General features: G+C 43.9%; 15 protein-coding genes. 8 read left to right on the plus strand and 7 right to left on the minus strand.

The genetic code is table 11. The features are described from left to right. The 4 genes from RMO55_RS16415 to RMO55_RS16430 all read left to right on the plus strand — a co-directional run. Positions 1-1441: ATP-binding protein (locus RMO55_RS16415; protein WP_310428181.1), on the plus strand; the 1441-nt coding region annotated here is incomplete at its 5' end. Positions 1442-1807: 366 nt separating this feature from the next. Beyond that, on the plus strand, positions 1808-2623 hold the full coding sequence (locus RMO55_RS16420; RefSeq protein WP_310428184.1) for a class I SAM-dependent methyltransferase: 816 nt from the start codon (positions 1808-1810) through the stop codon (positions 2621-2623). Further along, positions 2620-3852, plus strand: coding sequence for a precorrin-6y C5,15-methyltransferase (decarboxylating) subunit CbiE (gene cbiE / locus RMO55_RS16425; protein WP_396134359.1), 1233 nt, complete (start codon positions 2620-2622; stop codon positions 3850-3852). Before RMO55_RS16420 ends, cbiE begins: the two co-directional genes overlap by 4 nt. Before the next feature lie 51 nt (positions 3853-3903). Beyond that, complete coding sequence (locus RMO55_RS16430; protein WP_310428189.1) at positions 3904-4953, plus strand: zinc-dependent dehydrogenase; 1050 nt, start codon at positions 3904-3906, stop codon at positions 4951-4953. A gap of 33 nt (positions 4954-4986) precedes the next feature. On the opposite strand, the gene RMO55_RS16435 is transcribed toward RMO55_RS16430, so the two are convergent. The 6 genes from RMO55_RS16435 to priA all read right to left on the minus strand — a co-directional run bounded on the left by RMO55_RS16435 (position 4987) and on the right by priA (position 10539). Beyond that, a complete protein-coding gene (locus tag RMO55_RS16435; RefSeq protein ID WP_310428192.1) occupies positions 4987-5667 on the minus strand; it encodes a uracil-DNA glycosylase in 681 nt (226 codons plus the stop codon). 137 nt (positions 5668-5804) lie between these two features. Beyond that, entirely contained in the window at positions 5805-6410 is a 606-nt protein-coding gene (locus tag RMO55_RS16440) for an aminodeoxychorismate/anthranilate synthase component II (RefSeq protein ID WP_310428195.1), read from the minus strand. Between the two features lie 129 nt (positions 6411-6539). Beyond that, positions 6540-7034, minus strand: a complete 495-nt coding sequence (locus RMO55_RS16445; RefSeq protein WP_310428198.1) for a diacylglycerol kinase family protein — start codon at positions 7032-7034, stop codon at positions 6540-6542. Positions 7035-7124: 90 nt separating this feature from the next. Beyond that, positions 7125-7598: an rRNA maturation RNase YbeY gene (gene ybeY / locus RMO55_RS16450; RefSeq protein WP_310428201.1), complete on the minus strand. Its 474-nt coding sequence runs from the start codon at positions 7596-7598 to the stop codon at positions 7125-7127. Between the two features lie 16 nt (positions 7599-7614). Then, a complete protein-coding gene (locus RMO55_RS16455) occupies positions 7615-7821 on the minus strand; it encodes a DUF3285 domain-containing protein (RefSeq protein WP_310428203.1) in 207 nt (68 codons plus the stop codon). 81 nt (positions 7822-7902) lie between these two features. After that, complete coding sequence (gene priA / locus RMO55_RS16460) at positions 7903-10539, minus strand: primosomal protein N' (RefSeq protein WP_310428207.1); 2637 nt, start codon at positions 10537-10539, stop codon at positions 7903-7905. A gap of 55 nt (positions 10540-10594) precedes the next feature. Here priA and RMO55_RS16465 point away from each other — a divergent pair, with 55 nt between their 5' ends. Continuing rightward, complete coding sequence (locus RMO55_RS16465) at positions 10595-11476, plus strand: ADP-ribosylglycohydrolase family protein (RefSeq protein WP_310428210.1); 882 nt, start codon at positions 10595-10597, stop codon at positions 11474-11476. Positions 11477-11645: 169 nt separating this feature from the next. Here RMO55_RS16465 and RMO55_RS16470 read toward each other — a convergent pair whose 3' ends face one another. Further along, positions 11646-12155 carry an HNH endonuclease gene (locus tag RMO55_RS16470; RefSeq protein ID WP_396134361.1) on the minus strand — a complete coding sequence of 170 codons (510 nt, stop codon included), beginning with the start codon at positions 12153-12155 and terminating at the stop codon, positions 11646-11648. Between the two features lie 688 nt (positions 12156-12843). Here RMO55_RS16470 and RMO55_RS16475 point away from each other — a divergent pair. The 3 genes from RMO55_RS16475 (at position 12844) to RMO55_RS16485 (ending at position 15519) form a co-directional block, all read left to right on the plus strand. After that, a complete protein-coding gene (locus tag RMO55_RS16475) occupies positions 12844-13812 on the plus strand; it encodes a CHAD domain-containing protein (RefSeq protein ID WP_310428215.1) in 969 nt (322 codons plus the stop codon). Between the two features lie 66 nt (positions 13813-13878). Next, positions 13879-14286, plus strand: coding sequence for a DUF1823 family protein (locus tag RMO55_RS16480; RefSeq protein ID WP_310428218.1), 408 nt, complete (start codon positions 13879-13881; stop codon positions 14284-14286). A 36-nt stretch (positions 14287-14322) separates the two neighbouring features. Continuing rightward, entirely contained in the window at positions 14323-15519 is a 1197-nt protein-coding gene (locus tag RMO55_RS16485; RefSeq protein ID WP_310428219.1) for a saccharopine dehydrogenase family protein, read from the plus strand. Positions 15520-15736: the final 217 nt, after the last annotated feature.

Genomic DNA, 15736 nt, shown 5'->3' on the forward strand with positions numbered 1-15736 from the left:
ACACCCCCACACCCCCACACCCCCCTTCGACATCATTCTTCTCGATCTATCCCTGCCAGATAGCCAGGGAATCGACTCATTTATCAAATTACGCGATCGATCTCAGCATATCCCGATCGTCGTCCTGACAGGCTTAGACGACCAAAAACTGGCTCTGTTAGCAATGCAACAAGGAGCGCAAGATTACCTGATCAAAGGACAAGTCGATCGTAACTTATTACTGCGATCGATTCGATACGCGATCGAGCGCGAACGGGCAGAAACGGCTCTCCGTCAAGCAAAAAACGAACTAGAACAGCGGGTAATCGAACGGACCCGCGACCTCCAACAGACAGAGAATAGCTTGCGTGATGCCCTGCAAAAAGTCAACTTCCACTTTGAAAATTCTCCCCTGGCGGCAATCGAATGGGATCGCGATTTTCGGGTGAGTCGATGGTCGGCGACGGCTGAGAAAATTTTTGGGTGGTCGTCAGCGCAAGTTTTGGGTAAACGTCTCGGAGAATGGAAATTTGTCGTACCAGAGGATGCCGAACGGATCGGTCAGGTGATGAATCGATTCATATCCGGTGAGGAAACTAGTAATGTCACCATCAATCGTAACTATTGTCAGGATGGAACGATTGTTAATTGTGAGTGGTACAACTCGGTTTTATTAGATGATGATGGTCGGATGGAATCAGTTTTTTCGTTGGCATTAGATGTCACTCATCGACAGCAAGTAGAACGGATGAAAGATGAGTTTATTTCCGTTGTCAGTCACGAACTGCGAACGCCGATGACATCTATTTATGGTTCGCTCAAAATGTTGGATAGTGGTTTATTAAATCAACAACCAGAGAAGGAAAAACGGTTATTAACAATTGCCGTCGATAGTACGGATCGATTGATGCGGTTGGTCAATGATATTCTGGATATCGAACGAATCGAATCTGGTACAGTCCCGATGGTCAAGTCGGTATGCAAGGTGTCCGATCTGATGAGCCAAGCAGTTGATGTCATTCAACCATTAGCAGATAAAGCTGGGATTGAGCTTAGTGTTAGCGATACAGGTGGAAATGTTTGGGTAGATCCAGATCGGATGATTCAAACTTTTACGAATTTACTTAGTAATGCGATTAAATTTTCACCCAAAGACAGTACGATTTGGTTTACGGCTAGTAAGCAAGCTGGACAAATGTTATTTCAAGTTCGAGATCGTGGACGGGGCATTCCGGCTGATAAATTGGGCATGATCTTTGAACGATTTCAACAGGTAGATGCTTCTGATGCTCGGAGTGGTGAAGGAACTGGCTTGGGATTGGCAATTTGTCGGAGCATTATCCAGCAACACGGCGGACAAATTTGGGTGGAGAGTGTTTTAGGCGAAGGTAGTACATTTTCCTGTATTTTAGCTCGATCTCCATCTACTACAGATAGTTGCCCACCAAGCTGTCCGCTGTAATCGCGCTTACTTAATTCAGGGGATACATTTTAGAGAGTAGAGGGTAGAGGGTAGGCAAGAATGCCATTAGTTCAAATTATGACCGTGAAATAGCTGTTCTGGTGGCAAGTCGATCGGCACGCCATCTTCAATGCTGTGTTAAACTGAGGCATCATTCCAGCGTCAACAAAAAGCAAGGGTCTAACATCCCCGTCCTAACAACTTCGCTGTCTTGAAAAGGTTCTCTACTTGCTTGTACCACCGCAAAAGTATGGCCTTTGTTCCTGAGGCGATGGAACAAACCCAAGCGGGGGAAACGCCACGACCACACTTTTCGCTTTCAACTTTCAACTTTCAACTTTCAACTTTTTAAGTAGCTTTCCAGATATGCCGACTATTGAAGAAAACCAGCAGACTTGGGATAAAAGCTATGAATGGGAACAGCAGGGTGATGAATGGTCATCAGCCTGGGGCGGGGCTGAAGCTCAATGGGTTGGTTCGATTTTGCCGCGCATTCATGCCTTTATCCCTACGGGGACAATTCTAGAAATTGCACCAGGGTTCGGTCGGTGGACAAACTATTTGAGAAAGTCTTGCGATCGATTAATAGTGGTCGATTTATCTGAAAAATGTATCAAAGCTTGTCAGCAAAGATTTGCGAATGATTCACATATTGAATATCATGTTAATGATGGTAGATCGTTGGCGATGATTCCAGATAATTCAATCGATTTTGTGTTTAGTTTTGATTCGTTGGTACATGCTGAGGCGGATGTGCTCGAAACATATCTAGCGCAGCTTGCGACAAAATTAAAGCCGAATGGGCTGGGGTTTATTCATCACTCAAATTTAGGTCAATACCAACCAGCTTTGTCGTTAATCGAGCAAATACCTAGCGAGATGAGAGCCGAAATCGTCAACAAAGTTTTGTTAGAGCCGACTCGCTGGCGGGCAGGAAGTATGACGGCTAGATTGTTCGTGAATTATTGCGATCGAGTTGGTCTAAAATGTATCGGTCAAGAGTTAGTGAATTGGGAGAATGAGAGTCTACTCATCGATTCTTTCTCGCTATTTACACCCAAAAATTCGATTTGGTCGCGGAACAATCATGTACTTGAGAACCTAGGTTTTATGCAAGAAGCTGCTGCAAATAAAAAGAGATCGCATGTGTATTCGATCGAAAACAAACAAGTAGGGAGTTGAGTTTGACGACGGCGCGAGGAAAATGGTTGTCGATTATTGGCATTGGGGAGTCGGGATTGTCCGAACTCAGTCCATTAGCACGAGGATTTGTCGATCGAGCATCGCTAATCGTCGGTGGTAAACGTCATTTAGCCATGTTAGATACCCACCTAACTAGCATGATGTGGGCATCGCCCATTGAAGAATCAATTGAATCGATCCTCAAATATCGCGGTACCCCTGTCTGCATCCTCGCTAGTGGCGATCCGCTATGTTATGGGATTGGGGTGACATTGTTACGATATGTCTCGATCGAGGAGATGACAATTATCCCCGCGCCATCTACTTTTAGTCTTGCCTGTGCCAGATTGGGCTGGTCATTAACCGAGGTGGAAACGCTAAGTTTATGCGGACGTTCGCCAGATTTTCTAGCGGCGATCCTCGCTCCCCGCACCAAGTTACTAGTTTTGAGCGCGAGTGCAGCTACGCCGCAGACTGTGGCGGATTTATTGACACAGCGCGGTTATGGCGATAGTCGGATCGTAGTATTAGAACATTTGGGTGGGGAACGAGAACGGATGATTTCCGGTATCGCCAGATCCTGGGCAAAATCGGACGTAGCGGCTTTAAATATCATTGCGGTGGAATGCCAAATTGACTCAGGTACGACCCCCTTAAATCGCCTACCAGGGTTGCCTGAGACGGCATACCATCACGATGGACAACTGACAAAACGCGAAGTTCGGGCAATTACCTTAGCCGCACTCGCCCCGATGCCAGGAGAATTATTATGGGATGTGGGTGCGGGATGTGGTTCGATCGGGATTGAGTGGTTGCGGAGTCATCCTCAGTGTCGAGCGATCGCGATCGAGCAGCACTCCCATCGGTTACAATTTATTGCTGATAATATGGCAGTTTTGGGTACGCCACACCTCCAACTAGTTCAGGGAAAAGTACCCGCAGCTTTGGCAGATTTACCAACTCCCGATGCGATTTTCATCGGCGGTGGCGTGACAGCTCCAGGATTATTAGATACTTGCTGGACAGCACTGCGATCGGGTGGTAGATTGGTCGCTAATGCTGTGACAGTAGAGAGTGAATTGCAATTATTACAATGGCATCAACAGGTAGGTGGCGAATTAACCCGCATCGCGATTCAACGTACTCAGACAATTGGTGGTTTTCTCGGCTGGAAACCGCTAATTCCAGTTACTCAGTTGGTAGTTAAGAAGTTGAAAGTTGAAAGTTGATAAATTAACTATTGCCCCTTTACCCTTTCCCCCACACCCCCTATTCCAAAGATGAAAGCGCAAGTATTTCGTGGAGTCAATCGACTCAGCTATGAAGATGTTCCAGTACCCGAACTAGCCGCAGATGAAGTATTAGTAAAGGTTAAAGTGGTAGGCTTATGCCAGTCGGATATCAAAAAAATCCTCTATCCACTCTACGAACCGCCACGGATTTTCGGACACGAAACAGCGGGAGTTATCAGTCAAGTCGGTGCTGATGTTCGGGATTGGCAAATCGGACAGCGGGTAGTGGTAATGCATCATATTCCTTGTATGCATTGCAATTACTGTCTCCATGAAAATTTTTCCATGTGTGACGTATACAAAAATGTCACGACGACGGCTGGATTTACACCCAGTGGTGGTGGCTTTGCCGAATATGTTAAAGTACCGGGGCATATCGTGCGCAATGGTGGTTTAATTCCCATTCCCGATCGAGTCACCGACGAACAAGCCAGTTTTGTCGAGCCGACGAATTGCTGTCTCAAAGCTGTCAAAAAAGCCAATATTCAAGCGGGAGACACAGTTTTAATTACCGGAGCTGGTCCGATCGGGTTAATGTTTATTATGCTAGTCCAGCATTTTGGCGCGCGTGCGATCTCGACAGACTTAATTCCCGCCAGAGTAGATAAGGCTCTATCTGTAGGCGCGGAAGCCGCCTTCGACGCACGCGATCCCGATCTCACCGCCAAAATTCACGCGCTCACGGGTGGAATGGGTGTCGATACATCGATCCTCGCAGTACCTAGCGATAAGGCATTTTTCCAAGCCTTAGACTGTACGCGCAAGGGGGGGAAAATCTTGTTCTTTGCGGAGTTTCCCGATGAGTTAGAAATTCCGATTAATCCGAATGTATTGTATCGACGGGAAATCGATTTGATGGGTAGTTATAGTTCTTCCTTTCGAGTTCAAGCTCTATCGGCAGATCTAGTATTCAATCGTCGCATTGATGTCGATGCTCTAATTAGCGATCGATATCATCTCAAAGATCTCGATAAAGCTGTGGCTCAGGCTACTAAACCAACATCAGATACTTATAAAATTCTATTATATAACGACTAAATTAAGTTGAAAGTGAAAAGTGCTTTCAACTTTCTAAATATCTGGAATTTGCCAATTAATTGCTGGTTTACCAGCGGAATCCAAAGCTGTATTAATCGCCGAAAAAGGTTTGCTCCCAAAAAAGCCATTGCGGGCAGAAAGTGGTGAAGGATGAGCGGATTGAATCACGGTATGTCGGGTGGTATCAATTAACTTCAGTTTCTTCTGAGCATAAGCACCCCAAAGGACGAATATCACCGGATCTGTTTTCTGGTTGACTTTACTAATCACCGCATCTGTAAAAGTTTCCCAACCTTTATCTTTGTGAGAATTAGGTGTATGTGCCGTGACGGTGAGTACTGCATTTAACATCAGAATTCCTTGTTCTGCCCAGGATACCAAATATCCATGATTAGGAATTTTTAACTCGGTATCAGCCTGAAGTTCTTTATAGATATTTACCAATGATGGCGGGGTTTTAATGCCTGGTTTGACTGAAAAACATAAGCCATGTGCTTGGTTATCGTCGTGATAAGGATCTTGTCCGAGCACTAAGACATTAACATTTTCATAAGGTGTTAATTCAAAGGCAGAAAAGACATCTGCTGCGGCTGGAAAGATAGTTTGAGTTTGTCTTTCTTCAATCAGAAAATCTTGCAGTTTTTGAAAATAGGGTTTTTCAAACTCTTCTGCTAGTACTTTTTGCCAAGAGTTAGAAATTGATATAATTTTCATATTTACTGATTTTTTTTAATTGAATAATATTTGTTATGGTGAGTTAAGAGGATGTTAGCTTTGTCATGGACTGGGTTTATCAATTTATAGCAAAAGTAGGGGCAATTCTTGAATTGCCCCTACTTTCTGCTGACGACTTATGACTTACAACTTAATTTAATCGATGTCAAAAAATTCCTAAGCAACTGTTTACCCGAATTAGTCAAAATACTCTCAGGATGAAACTGGACTCCTTCAACATGGGGATATTCTCGATGGCGAACACCCATAATCGTGCCATCTTCAACCCAAGCATTAATTTCCAGACAGTCTGGACAGGTGGCTCGATCGATTACTAAACTATGGTAGCGAGTAGCTGTAAACGGATTGTCCAAACCCTTAAATACACCAGTACCATCATGGTGAATTTCCGAAGTTTTACCGTGCATTAAAATCGGTGCAGCGACGACATTACCACCAAAAACTTGTCCGATACTTTGATGTCCCAGACATACGCCTAAAATTGGATACTGGGCACCTAACTCGCTAATAATTGCCAGAGAAACACCTGCATCTTCAGGGCGACCGGGGCCAGGAGAGATTAAAATACCATCAGGATCGAGTTTGACAATCTCTGCTAAGGTAATCTGGTCATTTCGATAGACGCGAATATCTTTAGCAATGGCTAATTCCTGTCCGAGTTCGCCCAAATATTGGACGAGATTGTAGGTGAAGCTGTCGTAATTATCAATAACTAAAATCATGCGTTACACTAGCTCAACCGATTCTAGTGTAGCAGGATCGTTGTGGATTAGGCTTTAGGTTTTGGGTGTTAGGCTTTAGGTTCGGATGGTTATTTGATTATCTTTGAGTAAACTTAACAATCGGAACCCTTAATGGACGAACAGTGCTATTACCTTGGGAGCAATCAGACAAAAACCTACTAGTACAGAGGCAAAAGCCGAAATTAAGACAGCACCAGCCGCACAATCCTTGGCGATTTTGGCAAGTTCGTGATAATTTTGACCGACGGTGAGATCGACAACAGACTCGATCGCGGTGTTTAATAATTCTAGAGTTAGAACTAGACCGCTAGTAATACAAATTATCGCCATTTCCGCTCCAGTCAAATTTAAAAGGGCACCGATGCTAATCGCTAAGGTGCCCATTACGCAGTGAATGCGAAAATTTCGTTGCGTATTAAAGGCATACGTCACACCAGCCGCAGCATACCTGAAACTCACACCAATACTTGTTGCCACTCGCCAAGCCTTAACCCGTTGCTGATGATTTCGTTCTAATTGCTGGTGAATAGAAGTAGATACCTTGCTAGTCATATCTGGTGCGAGACTCGTAGTATTTGACAATTCGTCCAGTTTAATCTGCATAGAGGGGTGACTCCCACGGGGAAAATAATGATTTATTAGTTAGCTATTTCATACTTATGGCTTAAAATTCTTATTAGCTAGTAATAAGATCTACAAACCACTACGTGTCAGGAATGTTTCTTGCTGATTCAACATTATCAGCAGACTTGCTTCGTCGGGGTGATCCCATCCCAACAAATGCAGTAATCCATGACTAGCCAGCCAAGCTAGTTCCTTTCTTAGAGAATACCCATGTTCGAGGGCTTGTCTAACAGCAGTATCAACAGAAATAATAATATCGCCTAGATAAAGGGTTAAATCGGCTACATCATCCTCGATTTCGGGAAAATCGACCTCCATTGCCGCAAAGGACAAGACATCAGTTGGTTTGTCTTGATGGCGAAATTGAGAGTTTAAGGCTTGGATTTCTGAATCGGTAGTGAGGCGTAGACTTAATTCATAACCATCTGCTGGTGGTAAATCTAATCCTGGTGTCTGCAACCAGTCTTGAAACCAAGTATCCCAAGTAGTTTCGTCAACTGTACTTGGCTGATACAGATCTTGGACGATTAATTCTAGATTCATAGTACCCAATTCCTACTTATCGAGTCAGATATGCTAATCCGACGAATAGTGTTAATAAGCCAATGGTGCTGAGGGCAAAGTGCTGGAGTGACTTCCCACGCTTTTTGACCATGTTGCGCATGGCATACTTGACAAATTTGGTTTTGAGTTGTTCTGGTGTCGGTGGGCTTTCGATTACCTCCGTAGATTCGGTAATTGTACTTTCTATGGGTATATCACTCATGATAGCGATCGATCTGATAGTTTTATTTAAATTTAGCTAACTTCATCTTACAGCATCATTTATTTACTTTTTGTAACAAGTTTATAAAAAATTCTGAGGATCGACATCAATGGTCATTTTGACTATATTAGAACATTTGCTTCTGAGCAATTCCCAATCAGGTAGCGTAGCAGTACCATTTGGCAAATATTTGAGCATAATTTGCCAACGGTAGCGATTATTAACTCGCATCACTGTTGCTGGCGCAGGACCTAATACTTCATAATGTCCAGCAATTGCTGCATCATTCAGAGCCATGCCAATTTCAGTCACTGTTTGTTCGACTGCGACGGGATCGATACTGCTAAATCTGAGTAAAATTAGCTTGCCATAAGGAGGATAATCTAGCATCCGACGTTCGGGCAACTCAGCGGCAATAAATGCCTGATAATCATGTTTTATTACGGCTGCAAGTACGGAATGATCTGGATTATAGGTTTGAATAATTACCTTTCCTGCTTCATCCCCGCGTCCGCATCTCCCCGCCACTTGGGTGAGGGTTTGAAATGTGCGTTCGGCAGCGCGATAATCCGACAGGTGTAATAATCCATCTGCAGCGACAACGCCTACTAGAGTGACTTGTGGTAAGTCTAATCCTTTGGTGAGCATTTGGGTGCCAACTAGTAAATCCGCCTCGCCACGGACGAATGTGGTCAAGATCCGGCGATGTGCGCCTTTGGTGCTGGTGGTGTCGCTATCAAACCGCAGACATGTTAGTTCGGGAAACTGTTGGTTCAATTCTTCAACAATTTTTTGGGTACCACTCCCAAAGAACTTGAAATAGGCTGAGTCACATTCGGGACACTTGCGGGGTTGGGGTTGACAATGGTTACAGTAGTGGCATCGTAATAGGGCATTTTCAGCCGCGCCTGGTTGATGATAGGCGAGGGAAACATCGCAGTTGGGACATTCACAGACATAGCCACAAGTCCGACAGGAAACGAAGGTACTATGTCCGCGTCGATGGATAAACAGGATGCCCTGTTGTTTATTTGCTTGCATCTGACGCAAGGCTTGGGCGAGGGGGCGACTAAAGATGCTGCGATTTCCCGATTGCAATTCTTTGCGCATATCGACGATTTCCACAGGAGGTAGCGGGCGGGAGTGGACGCGGGTGGGGAGGGGGAGGTAGTAGTTAGAGTTAGCTTGGGTTAATGGTGTTGTTGGGGGAAAGGGGAAAGGGGAAGGGGGAAAGGTTTCCAGATTCGCACTCGATTGGGGCTGTTCGAGTTGGTGCAGGAGGTGAGTAGTAGTAGATTGTTCTAAGCTGGTTTTTGCTGCGCTTAAACAGGGAGTTGCAATATCCACCCAAGTCTCCAGCGAGGGAGTCGCGGAGCCAAGGATCAGGGGACAGGATTCTAGTTCAGCTCGCCATTTGGCGATATCGCGGGTTTGATAGGTGGGTGCGGGTTGGTCTTGTTTGAAGCTAGAATCGTGTTCTTCGTCGAGTATAATTAGTCCTAAATTGGGTAATGGTGCAAAAATTGCCGATCGAGTCCCAATGATAATTTGACTATTGTCAGTTAACATTTGTCTCCAGGTATCATAGCGTTCGCCGTCGCCCAGGGCACTATGATAGACACAGACTTTATTCCCAAATCTCGATCGAAATCTATCTGTCAATTGTGGAGTTAAGCCAATTTCGGGAACTAGGACTAATACGGACTTGTCCCGTGCTAAGATTTGCTCGATCGATTGTAAATAAACTTCGGTTTTCCCAGAACCAGTCACGCCGTGCAATAAAACCTGAGCGAATCCTAAAATCCCATTAATTGCCGCTAACGCAACTGATTGATCGTTAGTTAGCACCTTAGCTGGCTCTTGTTGGAAGATACCTAATTCTTGCTCGGAGCGAAGCTTTTCTTTGTTGACAATGGCAATATAGCCCTTTTCAACAATCTTGGTTAAAGTTGGGGAACTCGCACCACTTAGTTTTAATAATTCAGTCTGCCATAATTCACCATCATGCTGTTTTAAGATTTCGACTATCGATCTTTGTCGGTCTGTTAAATCTTCGCCAAATACATCGGCAGTTAAAATTATCGCTTTTTGCAACTTAGGCTGCTGAGTTTTTCCTGACTCTAAATAAGATTCAACTAATTGCTTTTCGAGTAATTCTCTTAAACCTCTTCTGGCTTGAGGAATCTGTTTTTGAATGTGCTGCCAACTATAATTTTTGGCAGATTGTGAGTTCAACAGATTCAGAATTTGTTTGGCGATATCGCTCAAGAAAATATCTGAAGTTGAATCTATAGCAATCGATCTAATTCGGCGATGAGATCGAGTCAATAGTCCAGGTGGTAAAGCAACTTTAATAACTTGAATCAGTGGTGTATAATAGTAGTCTGCAATCTGTGCCAACCACTGCCAATAATTAGATCTAAACAATCCAGATGCAACTACATCATCGATATCTTTAATCTTATCAATCGACAAACTATCTGGCAATCTATCGACTAATCGAATCGCAATTCCACCCACGATTTGTCCGCCTAATGGCACACTGAGAATATCCCCAACCTGAATACTCAGTCGTTCGGGGATATTGTAAGTATATAAAGCTTGAATCCCCGGACAATCTACCAATACTTCCACTAATCCATCTGCCTTCGTGCCAACAGCATACCCTGTAATCGGTTCGGATACGATACTCGGAGTGGATAGAGCAGAATTCAACATTGATTTTTAGATATATTTTAAAATATTAACCAACTTTAAATTAGGTCAATCGAACATGAAACACTTATTATTGACTAGATTTCAAGGTGCATTAATTGGTGCGAATACTATCTATATTACTCCTCACCAAATTAATCCCAATCAACTAATTATGGAAACTAGTCCAGCTCTAATAGATGGAATGACTAGCTTAATTAGATCTGGTAGAGTCGAGCCTCAAGATTGGGAGCAAAATATTTTTATAGATACTCCCAGTCCAGAACGAGCGATTGTGGCAATGCTACCACTAATGTTGTTTTTTCATGACGATCGAGTCAAATTGCGAGAAACTTTAATTACTGTCAGTCATAGTTGGCAACTAGATTGGGAAACATGCTCTAGCGCAGTTGCCATCGGCTATATTATATCTCGATCGCTGACAGAATCCTTTAACCCTAGGACAATTATTTCCCAACTCCTAGATGAAATGCTCAATCTCCATCCCCTCCTCTTTCAAGAACTTAGCACGATCGATCGACTATTAGCACAGTCTAGTAGTTTACATCAAGTCACCCAGCGACTAACAACCACCCCACATCCAATTATCGCGTCAACAGTGCTGGCGATTTATTGCCTGCTATCTACCCCAGAAGACTTTAGTTTAGCAACTCGTCGCGCTTACCAGATCGAAGATCGATCTCAACTTACCTGCGCTCTGACAGGCATTCTCGCAGGTGCTCAGAATAGTCTGACTGGTATTCCCCTCAATGGCTATATTGCCACCCAAGAGCGCGAGCAGTGGCTACTTGCAGCAGAAAGCTTGCTGACTTCTTGGGCGGGGGTTTATCACGAACATAGTGCGAGTCAATCTATCGCTTTATTACCAGCTAGCTTTCAACCTACTGTTGCGTATCCCTTATCCGTCGCAGCACCTCAAGTCATCCAACAACGCCATTGAGGTGCTGTGGAAATCACGGTGTAAACCCATTGAAGCGAGTTGTCAATCATCTAGTCTACTTGAGTAGACTTGCTCTATCAGCCCGTGATTTATCTACGGGCGGGTGTGGTGCGGAGTAAATTTACCATGCAGAGGATTTACCTGCCGCGACACCCGCCCTAAATGAGATCTACACTCGATTGTCGCGATTTTGCCAAAACTGCTCGGCAAAGGCTACAGTCGGATGCATCGGAGCTTTGGGCTTCGTTTTGAGTACCATCGCCGTTTCATTGAGATACTTGTCACCCTTTTTATGGTTGCAAGTTTCACAAGCGATCGTCACATTATCCCACGTATGGGTACCACCCTTGGAGCGGGGAATGACATGATCGATGGTTAATTGTTTGGCACTCCCACAGTACTGACAGCGATGTCCGTCTCGCCTAAGCAGTTCGCGACGACTGACACTAGGGAGTTTCCACAGGCGTTCGGCGGTATTGATTTTGAGGCGAATGTGGTGTGGAACTTCGATTTCAGTGGAGGGAGATCGCAATACCCACACGAGTTTGGTATCCTGTAAGTCTAGCGGCTCGGCTCTGCCGCTAATTAGTAGGGAAATGGCGCGGCGGATATTAATCCGTGCCATTGGTAGATAATTGGTCGAAAATACAACGACAGAATTGTTTAATACAGATGGAATTGTATGTCTGAGATCGAACGGTTTACCGTCGGAGATCCCGATTGTGGCAGTTTTCACGATTTTTAGCCTCCTAACGAACAACCCCCGTTGTCTGTGGTAGACAAGCGGGGGTTACAAGAAGATGTAAATTGTTTTCTTGTTATTATTTCAACTGAATAACACCGATAATGGTGTTATTGCAGTGGTTTTCCCGCAGTGGTTGAATGGTAATAGATGCAGTAGTTTTTTATCCGCAATCTCAATGTTCGATATCTCCTGACAATTGCCACGATTAGCATTCTCTAGTTGCCACAAACTTCCCTCACTGCACGCCTGGGCAGTAAAATAGTTGGGGTTGACTGAGTTGTGAGAGAAATTAAACACTAATGGCAACGGATGATAGTTGGTGAGGGTAAACAGCAATCTTTGCTATAAATGGCAAGCGGTCAGATCTGACTGAGAATTAGACATTGACATGCCGAGCATATTAAGATGCTGATTATCTTTTAATAATACAATAAATTTTATCGAGATGTCCAGTCGATAGATTTCTTAATTTATGGCTCGGATTTTGTCGCATCGATCGATCTACTTGTATGCTACTGCCTGTAAAGATCGTCACACACTAGAGATAAATGGCGATGAGATAATGGTTTGGCTAAGATCGAAGTAACTTAGCTTTTTCTCACACTAATTAGGAACGACGATCGTGAACCAACCTTTGACGCTGTTCGAGCCAGACCGCACCAAGATGCCAGTCACCACACTAGCTGACTATATCTATCCCGCCATCCAAAAGCAATATGTCACCATTCTCACCTTAGAAGCGAAGGTGCTGGCTGATGATGATATCGAAGCAATCCATCAAATGCGGGTAAGTTTACGCCGCTTGCGATCGCAAATTCAAGCATTTACAGCGGTTTTGGATATCCCCAAATATATGGGAGACAAACAAATCGGTAAAATTGCCAAAGTACTAGGCAAGGTTCGCGATCTAGATGTTTTACAAAATACCTGTAAACATCACCAATCAAATTTGCCAGATTCGGAGCAAATACATCTAGACAAGGTAGCTTCAACAATTGTCAAACGTCGTCGCAAGGAAATTCTCAAAGTTAAGTTGATGCTGAACGACAGGGATTATCAATACTTTAAATTAGGTGTTAATAATTGGCTGAACAATCCTCAGTATTTACCAACAGCACAAGTAGAAATTAAATCGATTTTACCAGAGCTACTTTTGCCCACCATCGGCCAACTCTTTATCGATCCTAGCTGGTGGATCGATCAAGATTCAGGTATCGATCCAGAATTAGCAGTTTCACAGTTACTACTCATTCACGGCGATATCTTTCATAACTTCCGTAAACAAATGAAAGCCACTCGGTATCTCATGGAAATTTTCGTCGATCGATACCCAGCTCAATATCTTGACTATCTCAAAGATTTTAAACAAGTTCATCAACTATTCGGCAATATTCAGGATAATCTAGTATTGGATAAATTTATTCGCAAAGCCCTGGGCAAACGGGCACCAACTAAACTACCAACACTATACGATCGGATCGCTCGTAGCAATCACTTAAACTGGAATAATTGGCAGCCAATTCAAGATCGATATCGACAATCTACCATCAGACAAGAATTTCAATTATTCTTAATTAAAGAATTGATTTAGTCAACTTTCGGTCGTCAATCGCGTTATAATTGATAGAGTTTAATTCAGAAATGTTTGTTCGCAATCGTGGATAATTGTGATTTAGAGATTGATTACTCAACTTTAGAATGGTGGGAAGTTCCGCCGCTGGATAATAATACGATTTGGTCGATCGTCAATGAATCGATTACCGATCTACAAGTAAATCAGATTTTATGGCATTACTTGGGTTATCGCTACAATCGAATCGAAAATACTTGGGATCTGAGTCAAGTCGATCCAGAATGGCTGTCAGTTTACCCCAGACCACCAGATTTTATCGCAAGTCGTCCGGCAACGGTTAAGCTGACTCGATCGATTCCACCCGAGCATAAGCAACTACTCAAAGCGCAACTAGGTTTTAAAGGTTATAAAATTGGTGAATTCGGTCCCCGTCAAACCAGACGAGCAACAGCCGCTAGTTGGCTGTTAGCCTATTTAGCCAGCACGTTATAGTGTTAGTTACAAATCACTTTATTTCAGGGAAAAAATATGACACGGGTAATGATTGTGGGTGCAGGTGGAGTCGGAAATGTTGTCGCGCACAAATGTGCGGCACGCGCCGAGTTTACAGCTATTTTACTAGCAAGTCGGAGCGTTGATAAATGCGATAAAATCGCGGCGCGTATTAATTCGTCAAAAGTCACAACAGCAGCCCTCGATGCGGATACCGTCGCGAATACAGTCGAACTGATTAAAAAATTCAAACCCGATCTTCTGATTAACGTCGCACTCCCTTATCAAGATCTGGTATTGATGGATGCTTGTCTGGAAACTGGAATTCACTATCTAGATACTGCCAATTACGAGCCGATCGATGTTGCTAAATTCGAGTATAGTTGGCAATGGGCTTACCAAGAAAGATTCAAAGCAGCGGGATTAACCGCAATTCTCGGTTGTGGTTTCGATCCTGGCGTAACGGGCGTATTTAGTGCCTACGCGCTCAAACATTACTTCGATGAAATTCATTATCTTGATATCATCGATTGCAACGATGGCAATCATGGTAAAGCATTTGCGACCAATTTTAATCCCGAAATTAACATTCGCGAAATCACCCAAGTCGGACGATATTTTGAAAATGGCGAGTGGGTAGAAGTCCCCGCATTATCAATTCATCGTCCCATTCCCTATCCTGAAATTGGCGATCGTGAGTCATATTTGCTCTACCATGAAGAGCTAGAATCCCTCGTCAAAAACATCCCCACCCTCAAACGCGCGCGGTTCTGGATGACATTCTCCGAGAACTATATTACGCACCTGCGAGTACTCGAAAATATCGGCATGACGCGGATCGATCCGATCGAATATCAAGGTCAACAAATCGTCCCCTTACAATTCCTTAAAGCTCTGCTACCCGAACCAGCGTCTCTGGCGACAAATTACACCGGACAAACCTCGATTGGTTGTCATATAACTGGCATCAAAGATGGAGTAGAGAAGAAATATTATGTCTACAATAACTGTCAACATGCCGCCGCATATGAGGAAGTTGGAGCGCAAGGAATTTCCTATACAACTGGCGTTCCAGCCGTAGTTGGAGCGTTGATGATTGTCAACGGCAATTGGAAAAAACCTGGAGTCTTTAATGTCGAAGAATGCGATCCAGATCCATTTATGGAACTATTAGGTTCGATGGGTTTACCTTGGCATGAAGTGATCGATGGAGTATCGCCATTCGAGCATTAATCGTAGGTTGGGCGGTATTACTAATTTACTCACATCTTGCATCAAAACAAAGTTACTAGTATTGAGAGGGTAGAGAGTAGAGGGTAGTTTTCAGGAAATAGTTACTAGTTTGGAGCAAAATTTGTCAGTCTTTATGTACTGTCTTGTCACAGCGAGATCTGGAGGGAACCTCCGCCAGCGCGTTGGCGTTGGCAAAGCCTGCCGTAGGCACAGCCTC

It is taken from the genome of Chamaesiphon sp. VAR_48_metabat_135_sub, from assembly GCF_031418915.1.
In the GTDB taxonomy this organism is placed as follows: Bacteria; Cyanobacteriota; Cyanobacteriia; order Cyanobacteriales; family Chamaesiphonaceae; genus Chamaesiphon.